Source organism: Micromonospora sp. NBC_00389, assembly GCF_036059255.1.
In the GTDB taxonomy this organism is placed as follows: domain Bacteria; phylum Actinomycetota; class Actinomycetes; order Mycobacteriales; family Micromonosporaceae; genus Micromonospora.
This window is the reverse complement of the sequence record NZ_CP107947.1, coordinates 6,223,829-6,240,574: the sequence shown is the minus strand read 5'-3', so window position 1 is coordinate 6,240,574 and position 16,746 is coordinate 6,223,829. Positions and strand designations below refer to the sequence as shown.

The 16,746-nt window shown below is 71.6% G+C and carries 16 protein-coding genes; 11 read left to right on the top strand and 5 right to left on the bottom strand.

The features are described 5' to 3' along the window. Position 1: 1 nt before the first annotated feature. The 3 genes from OG470_RS29580 to OG470_RS29570 all read left to right on the top strand — a co-directional run bounded on the left by OG470_RS29580 (position 2) and on the right by OG470_RS29570 (position 2,733). The gene (locus OG470_RS29580) at positions 2–703 is read left to right on the top strand and encodes a TetR/AcrR family transcriptional regulator (protein WP_328417533.1); all 702 of its coding nucleotides are present in this window, start codon (positions 2–4) and stop codon (positions 701–703) included. A gap of 190 nt (positions 704–893) precedes the next feature. Further along, positions 894–1,253: a hypothetical protein gene (locus tag OG470_RS29575; RefSeq protein WP_328417531.1), complete on the top strand. Its 360-nt coding sequence runs from the start codon at positions 894–896 to the stop codon at positions 1,251–1,253. 313 nt (positions 1,254–1,566) lie between these two features. After that, positions 1,567–2,733 carry an epoxide hydrolase family protein gene (locus tag OG470_RS29570; protein WP_328417529.1) on the top strand — a complete coding sequence of 389 codons (1,167 nt, stop codon included), beginning with the start codon at positions 1,567–1,569 and terminating at the stop codon, positions 2,731–2,733. 107 nt (positions 2,734–2,840) lie between these two features. Here the strand turns inward: OG470_RS29570 and OG470_RS29565 are convergent, their stop codons facing one another. Further along, the gene (locus OG470_RS29565) at positions 2,841–3,698 is read right to left on the bottom strand and encodes an NAD(P)H-binding protein (protein ID WP_328417527.1); all 858 of its coding nucleotides are present in this window, start codon (positions 3,696–3,698) and stop codon (positions 2,841–2,843) included. A 90-nt stretch (positions 3,699–3,788) separates the two neighbouring features. Here OG470_RS29565 and OG470_RS29560 point away from each other — a divergent pair, with 90 nt between their 5' ends. Continuing rightward, positions 3,789–4,193 carry a winged helix-turn-helix transcriptional regulator gene (locus OG470_RS29560; RefSeq protein WP_328417525.1) on the top strand — a complete coding sequence of 135 codons (405 nt, stop codon included), beginning with the start codon at positions 3,789–3,791 and terminating at the stop codon, positions 4,191–4,193. A 21-nt stretch (positions 4,194–4,214) separates the two neighbouring features. On the opposite strand, the gene OG470_RS29555 is transcribed toward OG470_RS29560, so the two are convergent. After that, positions 4,215–5,177 (bottom strand): helix-turn-helix transcriptional regulator, encoded by a 963-nt coding sequence (locus tag OG470_RS29555; protein WP_328417523.1) that lies wholly within the window; start codon positions 5,175–5,177, stop codon positions 4,215–4,217. A 334-nt stretch (positions 5,178–5,511) separates the two neighbouring features. On the opposite strand from OG470_RS29555, the gene OG470_RS29550 reads away from it, so the two are divergent. From OG470_RS29550 to OG470_RS29535, 4 genes are all read left to right on the top strand, one after another. Beyond that, complete coding sequence (locus tag OG470_RS29550; protein WP_328417521.1) at positions 5,512–6,174, top strand: hypothetical protein; 663 nt, start codon at positions 5,512–5,514, stop codon at positions 6,172–6,174. 104 nt (positions 6,175–6,278) lie between these two features. After that, positions 6,279–8,291 (top strand): Xaa-Pro dipeptidyl-peptidase, encoded by a 2,013-nt coding sequence (locus tag OG470_RS29545; RefSeq protein WP_328417519.1) that lies wholly within the window; start codon positions 6,279–6,281, stop codon positions 8,289–8,291. A gap of 195 nt (positions 8,292–8,486) precedes the next feature. Then, entirely contained in the window at positions 8,487–9,995 is a 1,509-nt protein-coding gene (locus tag OG470_RS29540) for a phosphoesterase (RefSeq protein WP_328417517.1), read from the top strand. Positions 9,996–10,156: 161 nt separating this feature from the next. Continuing rightward, positions 10,157–11,206, top strand: a complete 1,050-nt coding sequence (locus tag OG470_RS29535; RefSeq protein ID WP_328417515.1) for an aldo/keto reductase — start codon at positions 10,157–10,159, stop codon at positions 11,204–11,206. Positions 11,207–11,237: 31 nt separating this feature from the next. Here OG470_RS29535 and OG470_RS29530 read toward each other — a convergent pair whose 3' ends face one another. Next, the gene (locus tag OG470_RS29530; protein WP_328417511.1) at positions 11,238–11,831 is read right to left on the bottom strand and encodes a MarR family winged helix-turn-helix transcriptional regulator; all 594 of its coding nucleotides are present in this window, start codon (positions 11,829–11,831) and stop codon (positions 11,238–11,240) included. Between the two features lie 102 nt (positions 11,832–11,933). On the opposite strand from OG470_RS29530, the gene OG470_RS29525 reads away from it, so the two are divergent. The 3 genes from OG470_RS29525 to OG470_RS29515 all read left to right on the top strand — a co-directional run bounded on the left by OG470_RS29525 (position 11,934) and on the right by OG470_RS29515 (position 15,452). After that, on the top strand, positions 11,934–13,514 hold the full coding sequence (locus OG470_RS29525; RefSeq protein WP_328417509.1) for an LLM class flavin-dependent oxidoreductase: 1,581 nt from the start codon (positions 11,934–11,936) through the stop codon (positions 13,512–13,514). 61 nt (positions 13,515–13,575) lie between these two features. Further along, on the top strand, positions 13,576–14,172 hold the full coding sequence (locus tag OG470_RS29520; RefSeq protein ID WP_328417507.1) for an ArsR/SmtB family transcription factor: 597 nt from the start codon (positions 13,576–13,578) through the stop codon (positions 14,170–14,172). Further along, the gene (locus OG470_RS29515; protein WP_328417506.1) at positions 14,169–15,452 is read left to right on the top strand and encodes an MFS transporter; all 1,284 of its coding nucleotides are present in this window, start codon (positions 14,169–14,171) and stop codon (positions 15,450–15,452) included. The genes OG470_RS29520 and OG470_RS29515 overlap by 4 nt, the downstream gene beginning before the upstream one ends. Before the next feature lie 102 nt (positions 15,453–15,554). Here the strand turns inward: OG470_RS29515 and OG470_RS29510 are convergent, their stop codons facing one another. After that, a complete protein-coding gene (locus tag OG470_RS29510) occupies positions 15,555–16,250 on the bottom strand; it encodes an alpha/beta fold hydrolase (protein ID WP_328417505.1) in 696 nt (231 codons plus the stop codon). A 39-nt stretch (positions 16,251–16,289) separates the two neighbouring features. Next, positions 16,290–16,670: a VOC family protein gene (locus OG470_RS29505; protein ID WP_328417503.1), complete on the bottom strand. Its 381-nt coding sequence runs from the start codon at positions 16,668–16,670 to the stop codon at positions 16,290–16,292. Positions 16,671–16,746 lie beyond the last annotated feature (76 nt).

The window sequence follows — 16,746 nt, the reverse complement described above, 5'->3', positions numbered from 1 at the left end:
GGTGAGCGACGCACCGAGGAAGTCCGGCGGCGGTGACACCGACCGGCAACCGATCTGGACCAGGCCCGAACGCGGCAGCCGCGGTCCCGTTCCGGCGCACAGCCGCGATGAGATCGTCGCGGCCGCCATCGCACTGGCCGACGCCGAAGGACTCGCCGCGGTGTCGATGCGCGCCGTCGCGACCGCGCTGGGCACCGGCGCCGGATCGCTCTACCGGTACCTGTCCTCCCGTGACGACCTCCTGGACCTGATGACCGACCGGGCCGTTGGGGAGCTGCGGCCGTACCCGCAGACGGAGGGCGACTGGCTGCACTCGATGCTGCTGTTGGCCCGCCGGCAGTTGGCGCTGCACCGGCGCCACCCGTGGTTGTTCGACGTGAGTCACCGACCGTCCGGCATCGGCCCCGACAGCCTCGCCTGGTTCGACAACTGCCTGCGGGTCCTGGAACCCGTCCGCTGCGCCGCCACCGCCAAGTTCGAGGCGATCGCCATGATGACCGGCGTGGTGAGCCTATTCGCCCGCAGCGAGGCCACCTCCGGGTCGTTCAGCTTCGCTGGTGGCGACCTCACCGCGTACCCGCACATGGTCGCGGCGTTCAGCCAGCCCTCGGCGCCCGCGCCCCAGACGGACCTCTTCGAGCGGACCGTGCGCAGCCTGCTGACCGGGTTGCTCCTCGCCGACCCCACGGAGACGGCCCCCTGACAACCGCGGAAGGGCGCGCCGCCAGCCGATGCTGTTGAGGCGTTCGGCTGCCCGACGCGGCGCCGGTTGTCTAGGTTTCGGTGGTGAGCCCGGGGGAGTGGTCGGGTCGACCGGGCGGGTGCGGCGGCCGACGATGACGGCGGGCCGATGGAGAACCGTCGTGCGTGAGCCTGGTGAAAGGTACGTGATCGTGTCAGATTCTGATCTTGCGGGCCTGCGGGAACGGGCCGCGAACGGTGACCGGGACGCGGTCGACCAGCTCGTCGAGCTCGCCGGTGAGCGGGGTGACCTGGCGGAGCTGCGCCAGCTCGCAGAGAGCGGCAACACCGACGCGGCGGCTCAGCTCGTCGAGCTCGCCACTGAGCGCGGCGACATGGACGAGCTGCGGCGCCTGGCCGACCGGGGCGACCAGGACGCGACCGATCAGCTCGTCGAGCTGGCGACCGAGCGGGTCGATGTCGCCGAGCTTCGACGGCTCGCCGACGGCGGCAACCGGGACGCGGCCGACGTCCTGGCCGACCTCACCGACCAGGACGACGAGACGGAGTAGCCGACCGGCACGTGTCGCCGTGCAGACCGCTTGCGACGCCCACGAGCCCGACCTTGACTAGCCCGCCGCGGCGGTGTGCCGGATGTTCCTGCTCCCCGGCTGCACCCGATGCTTACCGAGCTCGCCGGATCCCGGCCCCAGCCGACCACCGGCTACGTGGCGCTCCCGGCCACAGCCGAGTGAGCACTTTTCAGGCAGCGTCGCGGCCGGTAGCATGCGAATCGCTTCCCTTGCAGCCATCGGGCGAGCCGATATGGCGAGCTGACCTGGGGAATGTGGATTTCATCCGTCCCAGGTCACGGAGGCCCTCTTCATGTCATCCCTGCCACAAGCTGTGCCATTCACCATCGACGTCTCCGACGACCTGCTGGCGGACCTGGCCGAGCGGTTGGCGCGCACCCGCTTTCCCCGCCCGACTGCGAGCGGGTGGTGTGCCGGCACGGATCCGGACTACCTTCGCGAGCTAGTGACCTACTGGCGCAGCGGCTTCGACTGGCGCGCCCGGGAACGCGAACTCAACGCAGTGCCGCACTACACCGCGACCCTGGACGGCCGGCGCGTGCACTTCGTGCACCTGCGCGCGGCAACCTCCAGCGGCACCCGCTCCCCGCTGCCGCTGGTGCTCACCCATGGCTGGCCCAGCAGCTTCGTGGAGATGTTGCCGCTAGCGGCGCGGCTGGCCGATCCGGCTGCCTACGGCGGCGAGCAGGACGACGCCTTCGACGTCGTCGTTCCGTCCCTGCCCGGCTTCGTGTTCTCGGACCTGCCGATCCACGGCCTGGTGACCCCTCCGGTAGTTGCTGACCTATGGGCACGGCTGATGACGGATGTCCTGAGCTACTCCACGTTCGGCGCGTACGGCGGCGACATCGGCTCTCATGTCACCGGCTTTCTCGGCGCCCGGCACCGGCAGCGGGTGGTCGGGATCCACACCCACCATCCGAACCTGCACCCCATTCTCGACGACGCCCACCCATTGTCCGCAGCCGAGCAGGCCTACCTGAAAGCGCGATCGAACGAGCACGATGGCAGCGATGACGGCTACGCCGCCATCCAGAGCACCCGACCGGACACCCTCGCTGCGGCCCTGCTCGACTCTCCCGCCGGCCTAGCCGCCTGGATCGTGGAAAAGTATCGGGCCTGGAGCGACTGCGACGGAGACCTCGAATCTCGGTTCAGCAAAGACCTTCTACTCACCATCGCCACTCTTTACTGGGCGACCGGGACGATCGGCTCATCCTTCAGGCCCTACTACGACGACTCCCGGACTCCGCCCCTGAGGGCTGTTGACGTGCCAGCAGGAGTCCGGCTCACCCCGGAGGACCGGGACTACCCCCGCGAGTACGCCGAGCGCGTTTATCGTGACCTGCGCCAATGGCGTGGCCCGACCCGCGGAGGCCACTTCCTGCCCTTGGAGGAACCCGACGTGCTCGCCAACGACCTGCGAGACTTCTTCCGACCGCTGCGCCGCGGGGCGTAAACGCCCGGCCGGCACGTGTCGGCCGTGGGGGCTCCCGGAGCGCAGGCGGGCGACAGGGACGCACCCGTCGCCCGCCGGTGCTCGTCGACGTGGCCGACGGCCGCCGGTCAGGCGTGCGCGGCCCGGACGGCGTCGTGCAGCGGGGTGCTCGGGCGGCCGATCAGCCGGCTGAGGTCGTCGCTGTCGGTCGTCAGTTCACCGATGGCGATCGAGTGGTCGAGCGCGGCGACGAACCCGGCGGTGCCCGCGTCGAGCCCGACGTTCTCCAGGGTCGCGGCGAGCTCGGTGGCGGACAGGTCCCGGTGGACGACCGTGGTGCCGGTGACCTCGGTAACGGCGGCGGCCAGCTCGTCGAAGGTGAAGGCCGTCCCGCCCAGCTCGTAGACGGCGTTGCCGTCCTCCTGGCGGGTCAGCGCTGCGACGGCCGCCGCCGCGTAGTCGGCCCGGGTCGCGGCGGAGACCCTGCTGCCACCGGTGGCGCCGAGGATCACGCCGGTCTGCAGGTACTGCGGCAGCTGGTCGGTGTAGTTCTCGGTGTACCAGCTGTTGCGCAGGATCGTGTACGGCAGACCCGAGGCGGCGATGACCTCCTCGGTGGCCTTGTGCTCGGGCGCCAGGGGGTTCGTGGTGGTGTCGGCGCGCAGGATGCTGGTGTAGATCAGGCGCTCGACCCCGGCGAGCTTGGCCGCGTCGATGACCGCGGTGTGCTGGGCAACGCGCTGACCGGGAGTGTCACCGGAGATGAGCAGCAGGCGGCGTACTCCGGCCACGGCGCCGGGCAGCGTCGACGGGTCGTCGTAGTTGGCCTGGCGGATCTCGACGCCGCGCGCGGCGAAGTCGGCGGCCTTCTCCGGGGTGCGGACGACGGCGGCGATCTCGGTGGCGGGTACGCCGGCGTCGAGCAGGTGCTCGATCACCAGGCGGCCCAGTCGGCCGGTGGCGCCGGTGACGGCATAGGTGGGCATGGGAAACCTCCGGTGCGGCGATGACGAAACTGTAGGCACTTACTAATCCACAGTACATGCGAACTCGTAATCGTGAGGTAGGCTGTTGAGGTGAACGACGTGCCGGCCCAAGACCCGGCGGGGCCTACCCAGGAACTCGTCAGCGATGTCTTCGCGCGCGGGTGCACCTCCCGCGCCACGTTCGAGGACGTCACCTCGAAATGGGCTTCGCTGGCCCTGCTGGCGCTCGGCGAGGGTCGCTACCGATTCAACGCGCTGCGTCGGCGCATCGACGGGGTCAGCGAGCGGATGCTCTCCCAGACCCTGCAGACCCTTGAGCGCGACGGCATGCTGACCCGCGAGGTCCTCACGGCGATTCCGCCGCGCGTCGAATACTCGCTGACCCCCCTCGGTGCCCGGGTCGCCGAGCAGTTGCGCGGCCTCGCCGACCTGCTGGAAGGCTCTGTGCCCGAGTTGCAGACCGCCCGCGACGCCCACGAGCGCGACCGGGACTAGCCCGCGCGGTGCTGGCGTCGGTCAGGCGTGGAGGGTCTCGCGGGGCGGCACCCCGTAGCTGGCGTGGTACCGGGCGGTGAATCTGCTGTGGCTGGCGAAGCCCCACCGACTGGCGATCGCCGACACGGTATCCCGACGAGGGTCGGCCCGCACCAGGTCGTGGTGGGCCCGATCGAGCCGGATCCGACGCAGGTGCGCCATCGGGGTGGTGCCGAGATGACGGCGGAAGGCCAGTTGCACCGCCCGCAGGGAGACGGCGGCGGCGTTGGCGATGTCGGCCGCGGTGATGTCCCGGTCGGCGTGCTCGTCCATGAAGGTGATCGCCCGGCGCAACGTGGCGGTGCCGGCGTCGCGCCGGTCCTCGGTGGTCGGATCGGTGACCGCCGTGTTGGGGAAGACCGTGAGTGCCGCCGCGGCGAGCATCCGCGCCGCGTTGCCGATCACCAGCGGCTCCGCGTTGGTGGTCGCGTTGGTCAGCACGACGTCGCTGATGTAGCGGGTGGTGTTCCGCCACTGCCGGGCGTGGGCGGCACTGGCAGGCCCGAGGTCGGTGAACCGGACCTGACCGGGTCGCCGGGCCGGCGCGGCGGTGGCGACCTGCGCCAGCACTGCCAGGTCCAGCACGCAGAGTTCCACCTCGCCGGGTTGCCAGTGCACGTTGAACGGCAGACCGGGTCTGGTGGTGAGGAAGACGTCGCCGGGGCCGAACCGATGGACCGCTCCGTCGGTGGCGCGCTCGACCCTGGCGGTGCGGGTGCGGCAGATGACCAGAGCGTCGATACCGTGCACGTCGATGTCGAGGTGCGCCGTTTGAGCGATCGTCGCGAGAGCGAACAACCCGGTGTCTATGCGTTGGTGGGAGAGCCGGTAGCCGTTGTCCCCGCCGCGGATGCGCAGGTCCGTGTCGTACGTCCGGGCCAGGAAGTGGCGAATGGCCGCCGGATCTCGGCTCTCGAATCCTCGGGTCTGCACTGGTGACGTCATCCGCTGTCTCCGTCCGGGGAAGGTGTCGCCGGATGCTGGACCGGGGCCGGCGGCGGGACGTACCGGGCCGCGAGGCCGGAGCGAACTGTGAACAATTCCCACTTACACAACAGGCTTTGATGGAAGTTCCACCATAGGGCAGGTGGAGGCCCGCCCGCCGTTCCACCTCGGTGTGTCGGCTGGTCGACTTCGCATTCCGACTACCGCATTCGTATCGGTGCGCCTGCTGGCCTAGCCATGCAGGTTGCGCCCACCGGAATCTTGTCCACAATTCCCCGGACGCCGGAGCGCGGCCGGGCCTTGCCGGACGACCGGCCATCGAACGGGGTGACCAGTGGACAGTACCGACCCTGACCGCGTCGTCCGGCTGGCCGTGGCCGAGGCGCTGACGCGGGTGGCGGACCAGGACAGCCTGGGACTGGGCGAGGGTGACGCGCTGGAGGGCCTCGGGACCGCCTTGCGCGAGGTGCTGCGCCGCGCGCTCGACGACCGCGTACCACTGGCCACCCTCGAATTCGTCGACCTCTGCCGCGACCTGCGCCTGAACCGTGACTCCCTCGACCTGCTGGGGCACCACGTGATGACGGCGTTGCTGGCCCACCAGGTGGGGCCGGACGCGCTGATCCGCGTCGGTGTACTCCTCGGGACCGTCCGGCGCTACCTGCCGCCCGTTCGGCCGCTCGCGCCACGCAACGGCGGCCCAGCCGCCCAGCGACGCGACGTGCGCTCGGACAACAGTGTCGTGGGCCGGTACCGCCGGGCGAGACTGCCCGAGCACCTGCCCAACCCGCCTAGTTGGACCTGCACCGGCTGCGGTCGCGAATGGCCCTGCGCCACGAAACAGAGCCAGCTCCTCGCCGAGTTCGGTGGGGCGCGCGCCGCCCTCGCCATGTACCTCGGCTCCTGCCTCGTCGCCGCCGTCCAGGACCTGCCGACGCTGCCGTTACCCCGGGTCCGGAACCGATTCCTGGGTTGGCTGCCCCGCGCCCGGATCTGACGACGGCCCCGCCGGTCGTGGGCGGCGATCGGGCGGGCACTAGGCAAGCAGGGCATCGATGCGATGGAATGTCATCCACGCGCCGCATCCTGGGGAGGACACCGATGTCGCCCACTCCGTTGACCGCCGGCACCCGCGCCCGGGTCGCCGCCGTCCTGGCCGGCCTGTTGCTCGCGACGTTGCCCACCGCTCCGGTGGCCGCCGCCCCGGTGGCCGCTGACTCGTTTGCCGCCTCTCCGGTGGCCGCTGACCCGGCCGCCCAGCACCGCCCGGCCCCGCCGCATGTCGTCGGCGACCAGACCGTCCCCGCGTACTCCTATGCCGACGCGATCCGGGAGAGCGTCTGGGTGGAGACCCGGGCCGACACCGACGGTGACGGCGTGCGGGACCGGGTGGCGGTGGACCTGGTCCGGCCCCGGGAGGCCGCCGCCGTGGGGGTCCGGGTGCCGGTCATCATGGACGCCTCGCCCTACTACCTCTGCTGCGGCCGAGGCAACGAGAGCGAGCGCAAGACGTACGACGCGGCAGGCGTGATCGCCAAGGCGCCGCTGTTCTACGACAACTACTTCGTCCCGCGCGGCTACGCGTTCGCTGCGGTGGACCTCGCCGGCACCGCCCGCTCCACCGGCTGCGAGGACGTCGGCGGCCCGGCCGAGGTGGGCAGCGCCAAGGCGGTGGTGGACTGGCTCAACGGGCGGGCCCGCGCCTTCACCGCCGACGGTCAAGCGGTCAGCGCGGCGTGGAGCACCGGGCGGGTCGGCATGATCGGCAAGTCGTGGGACGGCTCGGTCGCCAACGGGGTCGCCGCCACCGGCGTGCCGGGGCTGGCGACGATCGTGCCGATCTCGGCGATCTCCAGCTGGTACGACTACATGCGCTACCAGGGGGTGCTGCGTGCCTCGGACTATCCCGGCTACCTGCACTCGTACGTCAACGGCCGCACCGACGAGGCCTGCGCGGAGGTGCTGGCCCGGCTGCGCGCCGACAGCGCCGAGGAGACCGGCGACTACAACGGGTTCTGGGCGCAGCGCGACTACCGACCCGCGGCCGACCGGGTGCGGGCCAGCGTGTTCGTGGCGCACGGCGTCAACGACCTGAATGTGACCACCAACCAGTTCGCCCGCTGGTGGCAGGAGCTGGCCGAGCAGGGAGTGCCCCGCAAGCTCTGGCTCTACCAGGCCGGCCACGAGGACCCGTTCGACGTCCGGCGTGCCGAGTGGGTGTCCGACCTGCACCGCTGGTTCGACTACTGGTTGCAGGGGCTGCGCAACGGGGTGATGGACGAGCCGCGGGTCGACCTGGAGACCGCGCCGGGAACCTGGACGACGCAACGGGACTGGCCGGCACCCGGCACCCGGGAGGTACGGGTGGCCCTCGGTGCCGGTGACGGCGTGACCGGCACCCTGGGCGGGCGCGGCGCGCGGCCGGGCCGCGAGCAGGCGTACGTCGACGAGTCGCTGAGCGAGGCGGAGTTGGTCGCCAAGCCGAGCACCGCGACCGCCGGAAGGTTGGTCTTCCTCTCCGGCGCGCTCACCGCGCCGGTGCGGATCTCCGGCAGCGCCTCGGTGCGGCTACGGATCCGGGTGGACCGACCGACCACCGAGCTGACCGCCCGGCTGGTCGACTACGGCACCGCTGAGCGGATCCGGTACGGCAGCTCGGAGGGGGTGCGGACGTTGAGCACCGAGTCGTGCTGGGGAGCTTCCACGGACGTCGACGACGCCTGCTACCGGGACACCGAGGAGATCACCGAAGTCTCCGACCATGCCGTGCTCACCCGGGGCTGGCTCGATGCGGCGCACCACCGCTCGTTGCGGTTCACCACCCCCCTGCGGCCGGACCGCTGGTACACGGTGACCGTGCCGCTGAACGCGTACGACGCGGTGCTACCCGCCGGCCATGTGCTCGGCCTGGTGCTCGGCCAGAGCGACCCGCAGTTCACCGAGACCGACGACCAGGACGCCACCGTCCGGGTCGACCTGGGTCGCAGCGAGCTGATCCTGCCGCTCGCCGGCCGGGCCGGGCTGCCCTCGGTCGACGTCGCGCCACCGGTGGTCACCGGACCGGCCGACTCGTCGGCCGCCCGGAGCACGCGGGATACCCGGCAGGTGCCCTGACCTGGCGATCCTGGTCCGGCACCCCGCGCCGTCGCGGGGTGCCGGCCGCAGCCTCGAGCGGGCGGCGCCGGGCCTGTCGGGAGGTCCGGGCCGGGTGTTCATCGTGCGCCCGCGCACCGTACAGAGTGCGTTCACGACCTTCTTCAAGGCTCCTTGATCGAAAGAGCATTCGCTTGATCGAGGAGAGGCTCTCACGTGAGGGACAAGCAACCCGAAGAGACCGAGCGCGGGCAGCTGTCGCGCCGCAAGCTGGTCAAGTACGCGGGCGTCGGCGCGACGCTGGCCGCTGCCAGCCCGCTGATCGGCGGAGGCGCGGCCTGGGCCGACGAGGAGCGGCGGCCCGGCGACGACACGGGCGACCGGGGCAACTCCAAGAACCGGGCGTGGCGTGCCGGTGACCACCATGTCCACTCCGAGTACAGCGGCGAATTCGACACCACGAAGTCCCCGATCGTGTTCCACAAGGGCGCGGACGCGGTCTACCCGATCGTCACCAACGCCATCATGGCGAAGAACTTCGGCCTGAGCTGGGCGATGTGCACCGACCACGGTGGACCGACCCACTCCAAGGTGAACATCGAGCAGGCGTACCCCGACCTGCTGCGCTCGCGCAAGCTGGTCCCCGAGGTGCTCCAGTTCTGGGGCATGGAGTTCGACGCGCCGGCGCTGGACCACCACACGCTGATGATCCCCCGCCACGACGACGAGGCGAAGCAGCTGTTCGAGCTGGAGAGCCGGTTCGCCAAGTACGACGCGTTCCCCACCGACCCGGCCCGGGACACCGAGGCCAGGATGGTGGAGTTCCTCAAGGTCGCCCGGGGGATGCCGCACAAGCCGCTGGTGATCGCCCACCACGCGTCGCGCTCGGCGCCCGGCCTCGGCGTCTACGGCCAGGACACCCCACGGGAGTTCCGTAACGGCAACAACGCCGCCCCGGACGTGTACATCGGCTTCGAGGGTGCGCCCGGCCACCAGGCGGGTCCGCTCAACGGCGGCAAGCGGGGCGGGTACGGCAACCACCCCACCTACGGTGGCTTCGACCAGATGACCGCGCGGGTCGGTGGGCTGTGGGACTCGCTGCTCGGCGAGGGCCGCCGCTGGTGGATCACGGCGACCTCGGACTCACACGTGCACTGGACGCGCGGCGGCTCGGACTTCTGGCCGGGCGAGTACAGCAAGACCTACGTGCACGCCCGCCAGGACTATGGCGACATCATGGACGGCCTGCGCAACGGCCGGATCTGGGTCACCACCGGTGACCTGATCAGCAGCCTCGACGTCACCGCCAGCTCCCAGGGCCGGACCGCCGAGGTGGGCGAGACCATCACGGTCAGCCGTCGCAACCGCACCGATGTCGAGATCGAGATCAAGTTCCGTCCGCTGAACGGCGCGAACGCCAACGGTGACCGCCCCGAGGTTCGCCGGGTCGACCTGATCGTCGGTCAGATCACCGGTCCGAGCGCCAACCCGGACGCCGACACCAACCCCACCACAAAGGTGGTGGCCCGGTTCGGCCCGCGGGACTGGCGCCGGCAGGGTGCGGACTACGTCATCCGGCACACGCTGCGCAACGTGGAGGCCGACACCTACGCGCGGGTCCGCGGCACCAGCACGGACGAGGCGGAGCCGCTGGCCGACGGGCTGGAGAGCCCGTGGGACGACCTGTGGTTCTACTCGAACCCGGTGTTCGTGCACGTGCGCTGACCTCGGCACGGGCCCGCCGGTACGGCTCGACGCACGACGGTCGAGCGGTGCCGGCGGGCCTGGCCAGCGCTCACTTGACCTCGAGTGCGCTCGAATGCCTAGGTTGGCTGGACGGGCCAGCCGCCCCCGTCCGCGCGGCTCCAACCATTTCGGGGGACTCCATGCGCTACCGCGTCCTCGGCGGCACCGGCATCCAGGTCAGCGTCCACTGTCTCGGCACGATGATGTTCGGCGCGGTCGGCAACCCCGACCACGACGACTGCGTCCGCATCGTGCACGCCGCACTGGACCGGGGGATCAACGTCGTCGACACCGCCGACATGTACTCCGCCGGGGAGTCGGAGGTGATTGTCGGGAAGGCGCTGCGCGGCCGGCGCGACGACGTGGTGCTGGCCACCAAGGTCCACTTTCCGATGGGGGAGGGCCCCAACCGCGGGGGCAACTCCCGGCGCTGGATCGTCCGAGAGGTGGAGGAGAGCCTGCGCCGGCTCGGCACCGACTGGATCGACCTCTACCAGGTGCACCGGCCGGACCACACCACCGACGTGGAGGAGACGCTGGGCGCGCTCACCGACCTGGTACGGGCCGGAAAGATCCGGGCCTTCGGCTGCTCGACGTTCCCGGCGGACGAGATCGTGCAGGCGTACCACGTGGCCGAGCGGCGGGCGCTGGGTCGGTTCCGCACCGAGCAGCCGCCGTACTCGATCCTGGCCCGGGGGATCGAGACGTCGGTGCTGCCGGTCTGCCAGCGTCTCGGCATGGGGGTGTTGGTCTGGAGCCCGCTCGCCTCCGGTTTCCTCTCCGGCCGGTACCGGGCCGGCCGACCGGTCGATCTCAGCGCCGGCCGACCTGCCCTCACCCCGGCCCGTTTCGACCCCGCGCTGCCGGGCAACGCGGCCAAGTACGCCGCGGTCGACCGTCTCGTCGCGCTCGCCGAGGAGGTCGGCTGCACCCTGCCGGAGCTGGCCGTGGCGTTCACTGTCGCGCATCCGGGTGTCACGTCGGCCATCATCGGCCCGCGCACCATGGAGCAGCTTGACGGGCTGTTGGCGGGTGCGGAACTCACCCTCGACGACGCGGTGCTGGACCGGATCGACGAGATCGTCGCGCCCGGAACGAACCTCTACCAGCCCGACGGCGCCTGGTCGCCGCAGGTGCTCACCGATCCGGCGCTGCGGCGTCGTCCGCTGCCGGAGCGGGCCGCCGCCTGACCCGACCGCCTGACCAGACCGCCTGCCCGGCTCAGCCGCGACGGCGGGTGCGGGTGGCCGGCGTCCGCCGCGGGGGCGCGGACGCCGGTGGTGCGCTCGGCGAAAGCGTGGGCGGGGTCGGGTCGGGCTGCACCTGCGCGACCACCTCGCAGAGGTCGCGTAGTGGGTCGACGGCCTGGGCCGAGCAGGCGACCCGCTGGAGCAGGGCCCGCAGCGTCGCCGACTCGGCCGGCGAGAGCGCCCCCAACAGGTGTGACTCGACCTGGCGCAGCGCCCGCCGCCGCTGCTCCCACGCTGCGCGACCGGCGTCGGTGACGTCGACCAGTCGGCTGCGCCGGTCGGCCGGGTCCGCCCGGCGGGCGACGAACCCGGGTCGTTCGAGGTCGTCGATGACGTAGGTGAGCACGGTGCGGTCCATGCCGAGTTCCTCGGCGATCGCACCCTGGTTCCGGGTCGGCCCGTTGATCGCGGCGGTGAGCACCTGGTAGCCGCGTGGGCCACCGGGGAAGTCGGTGAGCGCGTGCTCGGCCGCCCGGACGTAACCACGGAAGACGATCCCGAGCATCCAGCCCAGGTCTTCGTCGAGGGGATCGGGTCGGTCCCGCGCGTCGGTGGCACCCGTCATACGCCGACAATAGCGCAGCGTCGCAGACCTTGTTGGCAGCAGATGTTCTGTATGACATAAGGTTGAGGTCATGATGCATCGCGCGACACGGGAGGCTCGCAGATGAGCGACTACGGCCACGACCTGGTCTTCGGATCGTTCACCACGCCCGGCGCCGACGACCCGGGACACACCGTCAGTCTCGCGGTCCTGGCCGAGCAGGTCGGCCTGGACCTGGTCACCTTCCAGGACCACCCCTACCAGCCGAAGTTCCTCGACACGTGGACGCTGCTGAGCTACGTCGCCGCGCGGACCACCCGGGTGCACCTGTCGGCGAACGTCACGAACCTGCCGCTGCGACCTCCGGCGGTGCTCGCCCGCAGCGTCGCCAGCCTGGACCTGCTCAGCGGCGGCCGGGTCGAGCTCGGCCTCGGCGCGGGAGCGTTCTGGGAGGCCATCGAGGCGATGGGCGGCCGTCGGCTGACCCCCGGCCAGGGTGTACGGGCGCTGGAGGAGGCCATCGAGGTCATCCGCCAGCTCTGGGACGCCGAGGCGCGCGGCGGAGTGCGCGTCGATGGCGAGTTCCACCGGGTGGTCGGTGCCAAGCGCGGCCCGGCGCCCGCGCACGCGGTGCCGATCTGGCTGGGCGCGTACAAGCCTCGGATGCTTGAGCTCACCGGTCGCCGGGCCGATGGTTGGCTGCCCTCGCTGGGTTACCTCCAGCCCGGTGACCTGGAAAAGGGCAACGTGATCATCGATGAGGCCGCCCGGCAGGCGGGCCGCTCGCCCGAGGACATCCGCCGGCTGCTCAACATCTCCGGACAGTTCGACTCGGTCGGACGCGGCCCGCTGCACGGGCCGGCTGAGCAGTGGGTGCAGGAACTGGCCGAGCTCGCGCTGGACGAGGGCATCAGCACCTTCATCCTCGGCAGCGACGACCCCGACGACCTGCGCCGGTTCGCCGGCGAGGTGGCTCCCGCCGTCCGCGAGTTGGTGGCCGCCGAGCGCGACCGTGGCACGGCGCCGGAGCGCACGCCGGACCCTGAGCCTGAGCCTGAGCCGGCGAGGGTTGTCGCCGCGCCGGTGCGGGCGGCCCGCCCGAGCGGCGCCTTCGCGGTGGTGCCGACCCCTGACGACGGCCGGCGGCGCAGCGACCGGCAGGTCTGGGACGAGTCGACCCGGCCGAGCGGACCCGCGCCCGACCCGACGCGTACCTACACCCCGCAGGAGCAGGCCAACGGCCAGCACCTGGTGCAGGTGCACGACGGCCTGCGCGGCGAACTGGCCCAGATCCACGACCTGATCGAGCAGGTGGCGGCCGGTGAGATCGATGCCGGCACGGCCCGGTCGCACATCAACACGATGACCATGCGGCAGAACCGGTGGACCCTCGGCGTCTACTGCGAGTCCTACTGCCGCATCGTCACCACCCACCACACCATCGAGGACCAGGCCCTCTTCCCGCGGCTGCGGCAGCGCGATCCCCGCCTCGCCCCGGTCGTCGACCGGCTGGAGCAGGAACACCACGTCATCCACGACGTGCTGGAGGGCGTCGACCAGGCCCTGGTCGCGTACGTCGGCGCGCCCGACGGGTTGGCCGAGCTGCGTGCCGCGGTGGACCTGCTGAGCGACACCCTGCTGTCCCACCTCAGCTACGAGGAGCGCGAGCTGGTCGAGCCGCTGGCCCGGCTGGGGGTGAGCTGACCGAAGCCATCCGGCGAAGCCCGGGGTTGCCCGACGGAACCTGAGAGACTACTTTCGAAACATGTCTCTCAAGAATCCGTACGGGGATTTCGAGATCACCGAGCCACAGGCGCTACGGGCGCTGGCGCACCCGGTCCGGCTGGCCATCCTCGACCGCTTGCAGCGGCACGGTCCCGCCACCGCCACCGCGCTCTCGCCGCACGTCGGCGCCACGCCGTCGGTGGTCAGCTGGCACCTGCGACACCTCGCGACGTTCGGCCTGGTCACCGACTGGGACGGCGCCACCAGCAAGCGGGAACGCTGGTGGCAGGCGGCGGCCCGGGGCTTCCGTTTCACGCTCCCTGACGACGCCGAGGGACAGGCCGCCGGCCGCCAGCTGCGGGGCGAGATGTTCGCCCGGTACGCCGACGCTCCGCAGCAGTGGCTGCTGCAGGACGAGCCCCGGCTGGACGCCGAGTGGCGCGGGCTGGCCGGGGTGGCCGACACCCGGTTCGTGGCCACCGCCGACGAGATGCGGCAGCTGGAGGAGGCGATCGAGGAGCTGCTCGGCCCGTACGTACGGCGCAAGGACGACCAGGCGCCACCGGCCGACGCGCAGGTCGTCCGGATGCTGCGCTACGTGCTGCCCGAGCCCGGCGACGACTCGGCCGCGTCGTGACCACCGTCGGCACCGCGCCCTCACCCGCCCTGCACCGCGACCGGCGGTTCCGCACCTTCTGGATCGGCGAGACGATCTCCCAGTTCGGTGATCGGATCAGCGAACTGGCCCTGCCGCTGATCGCCGTCTCCCTGCTCGCCGCGACGCCCGCGCAGGTCAGCATCCTCACCGCGCTGATCTGGCTGCCCAACCTGCTGGGGCTGTTCCTGGGCGCGTGGGTGGACCAGCGCACCCACAAGCGCCGGCTTCTGATCATCGCCGACCTGATCCGCGCGGCGGTGCTGTTCAGCCTGCCGGTTGCCTACCTCTTCGACGCGGTCACCCTCACCCAGCTCTACCTGGTGGCGCTGCTCACCGGTGCCGGGGCGGTGCTGTTCGCCATGGCGCGCCAGGCGTTCTTCGTCGCGTTGGTGCCGCGGTCGGCGTACGTCGACGCGACCAGCAAGCTGAGCATGAGCCGCGCCGTGTCGTTCGTGGCCGGCCCGGCCGTCGGCGGTGGACTGGTCCAGGCGCTGACCGCGCCGGTCGCCGTCATCGTCGACGCGGTGTCGTTCCTCGGCTCCGCGCTGATGCTCGGCCGCATCCCGGTGACCGAGGCGCCTCCGCCGCCGCGGCGGTCGTCCACCCTCGGCCTCGTCCGCGAAGGTCTCGTCCTGGTGCTGCGCCACCCGGTGCTGCGCGCCGCGCTCGGCTGCACCAGCACCGTCAACTTCTTCACCTTCATCGCCAGCGCGTTGTTGGTGCTCTACGCGAGTCGCGAGCTCGACCTGTCCGCCGGTGCCATCGGCATCGCGTTCGGCGCTGGCGCGATCGGTGGCTTGGCGGGCGCGGCGCTGGCGCCACGGGTCTCCCGCGCCATCGGGTTGGGGCGTACCGCGATGATTGGCGTCGTCCTCTTTCCCGCGCCGCTGGCGCTGACCGCGCTGGTGGCCGGCCCGACCTGGGCGAAGGTCGGCATGCTGGCCGCCATCGAACTGGTCTCCAGCGTCGGGGTGATGCTGATGGACGTCAACCTGAACGCCCTCATCACCGCGGTCACGCCCGACGACGCGCGGGGCCGTCGAGCCGGTGCGTACAGCGCCGTCAACTACGGCATCCGGCCCCTCGGCGCGCTGGTCGGCGGCGCGTTGGGCACCACCATCGGGCTGCGGCCGACACTGGTCGTCGCCGGCCTGGGCGGCGTGCTCGCCGTGCTCTGGCTGTTCGCGTCGCCAGTACGCCACATCACCACCATCGACGAGCCAGCGACCGCGCCGCTGCAGGACGAGCCGGTGACCTGACCGCGCCGCTGCGGGACGAGTTGGCGACCTGACCGGGCTGCGGGCAGCAGGCAGGCGGCCAGCACACCGCCGGCCGGGGGAGAACCCGGCCGGCGGAGCAGCTCAGCCGGCCGCGTACAGCAGCAGCCGGGCCAGCTCGGCGGGTTGGGAGATCATCGGCCAGTGGCCGGTGTCCATCGTGACCAGTCGCCAGTGCTCGCTGGTCAGCAGCTTCGCCACGGTGTCGTTGGGTTCGGGCCCGTCGAGCAGGCACTTGACGTACGTGGCCGGCAGCTCGCCGAGCGGGCGGGTCAGCACGGCCGGCTCGGTCAACGTGGCACCGGGGTGCGGGGTGGAGCCCTCGACCAGCCGGGTGACCTGCTCGTCGGTGAGACCCTGGCCGTCGAGGTCGGACGCGCCGAGCGGCGGCCAGTAGCCGCCGTTGTCGGCGATCAACGCCTCCAGCGCCGCCGGGCCCTGCCACCAGCCGGACGCGAACGAGCCACCGTCGACCGGCACCTCCGAGTCGACGAAGACCACCCGGGTCAGCCGGTCGCCGAACCGCTCGGCGGCCTGACCCACCGGGATGCCCGAGTAGCTGTGCCCGACCAGCACCACGTCGCGCAGGTCGCGCCGCTCGATCTCACCGACGATGTCCTGCACGTGGGTCTGCTGCCCGGCCGGCACGCCCTGCTTCTCGGCGAGGCCGGAGAGGGTCAGCGGATGGGTGCCGTGACCGGCCGCGCGCAGCGGCGGCAGCACCTCGTCCCACGCCCACGACCCCAGCCACGCCCCCGCCACCAGTACGAACTCTGCCATGGCCGGAACCCTAGCGCCGACCTGCGACAACCCGGCGGATCAGGGCCAGGTTCGGGCCTGGGCGGCGAAGACCGCCGGTGGGCTCGCCACTGGCAGCACGCAGAGCAGGTGCCCACCGGGTGCCCGCAGAATCCGGCACTCCAGCCACTGCGACACCTCGGTCGCGCCCAGGTCGATCAGCCGTGCGGTCTCGGCCGGCACATCGTCGGTCTCGATGTCGAGGTGAAAGCGCGGGGCGTCGTCGACTGCCTGGACCGCGGTGACCAGCCCGGGCAGCGCCTCGTGCAGGCCAATGAACTGTGGCTCTGCGGGATCGGACCGGGTGCTGACGCCCAGCGCCGCCGACCAGAACTGCGCCGCCCGCGCGGCCTCCGCCTCGGGGGCGTCGATCAGCAGCGCGTACACACGGCTTCGATGCATGCGAGGCAGGATATCGCCGGCCACGCAAGAATCGGCGTCCGCCTCTGCCGCCGAGCGATGCGGCCAGCCGCGCGTT

Coding starts and splice junctions, on each gene's coding strand:
- OG470_RS29530 (WP_328417511.1), bottom strand. CDS start 11,831: ATGACGGGTGCCACCGACGCGCGGGACCGACCCGATCCCCTCGACGAA.
- OG470_RS29555 (WP_328417523.1), bottom strand. CDS start 5,177: ATGACGTCACCAGTGCAGACCCGAGGATTCGAGAGCCGAGATCCGGCG.
- OG470_RS29510 (WP_328417505.1), bottom strand. CDS start 16,250: ATGGCAGAGTTCGTACTGGTGGCGGGGGCGTGGCTGGGGTCGTGGGCG.
- OG470_RS29525 (WP_328417509.1), top strand. CDS start 11,934: ATGAGCGACTACGGCCACGACCTGGTCTTCGGATCGTTCACCACGCCC.
- OG470_RS29565 (WP_328417527.1), bottom strand. CDS start 3,698: ATGCCCACCTATGCCGTCACCGGCGCCACCGGCCGACTGGGCCGCCTG.
- OG470_RS29505 (WP_328417503.1), bottom strand. CDS start 16,670: ATGCATCGAAGCCGTGTGTACGCGCTGCTGATCGACGCCCCCGAGGCG.
- OG470_RS29570 (WP_328417529.1), top strand. CDS start 1,567: ATGTCATCCCTGCCACAAGCTGTGCCATTCACCATCGACGTCTCCGAC.
- OG470_RS29535 (WP_328417515.1), top strand. CDS start 10,157: ATGCGCTACCGCGTCCTCGGCGGCACCGGCATCCAGGTCAGCGTCCAC.
- OG470_RS29545 (WP_328417519.1), top strand. CDS start 6,279: ATGTCGCCCACTCCGTTGACCGCCGGCACCCGCGCCCGGGTCGCCGCC.
- OG470_RS29520 (WP_328417507.1), top strand. CDS start 13,576: ATGTCTCTCAAGAATCCGTACGGGGATTTCGAGATCACCGAGCCACAG.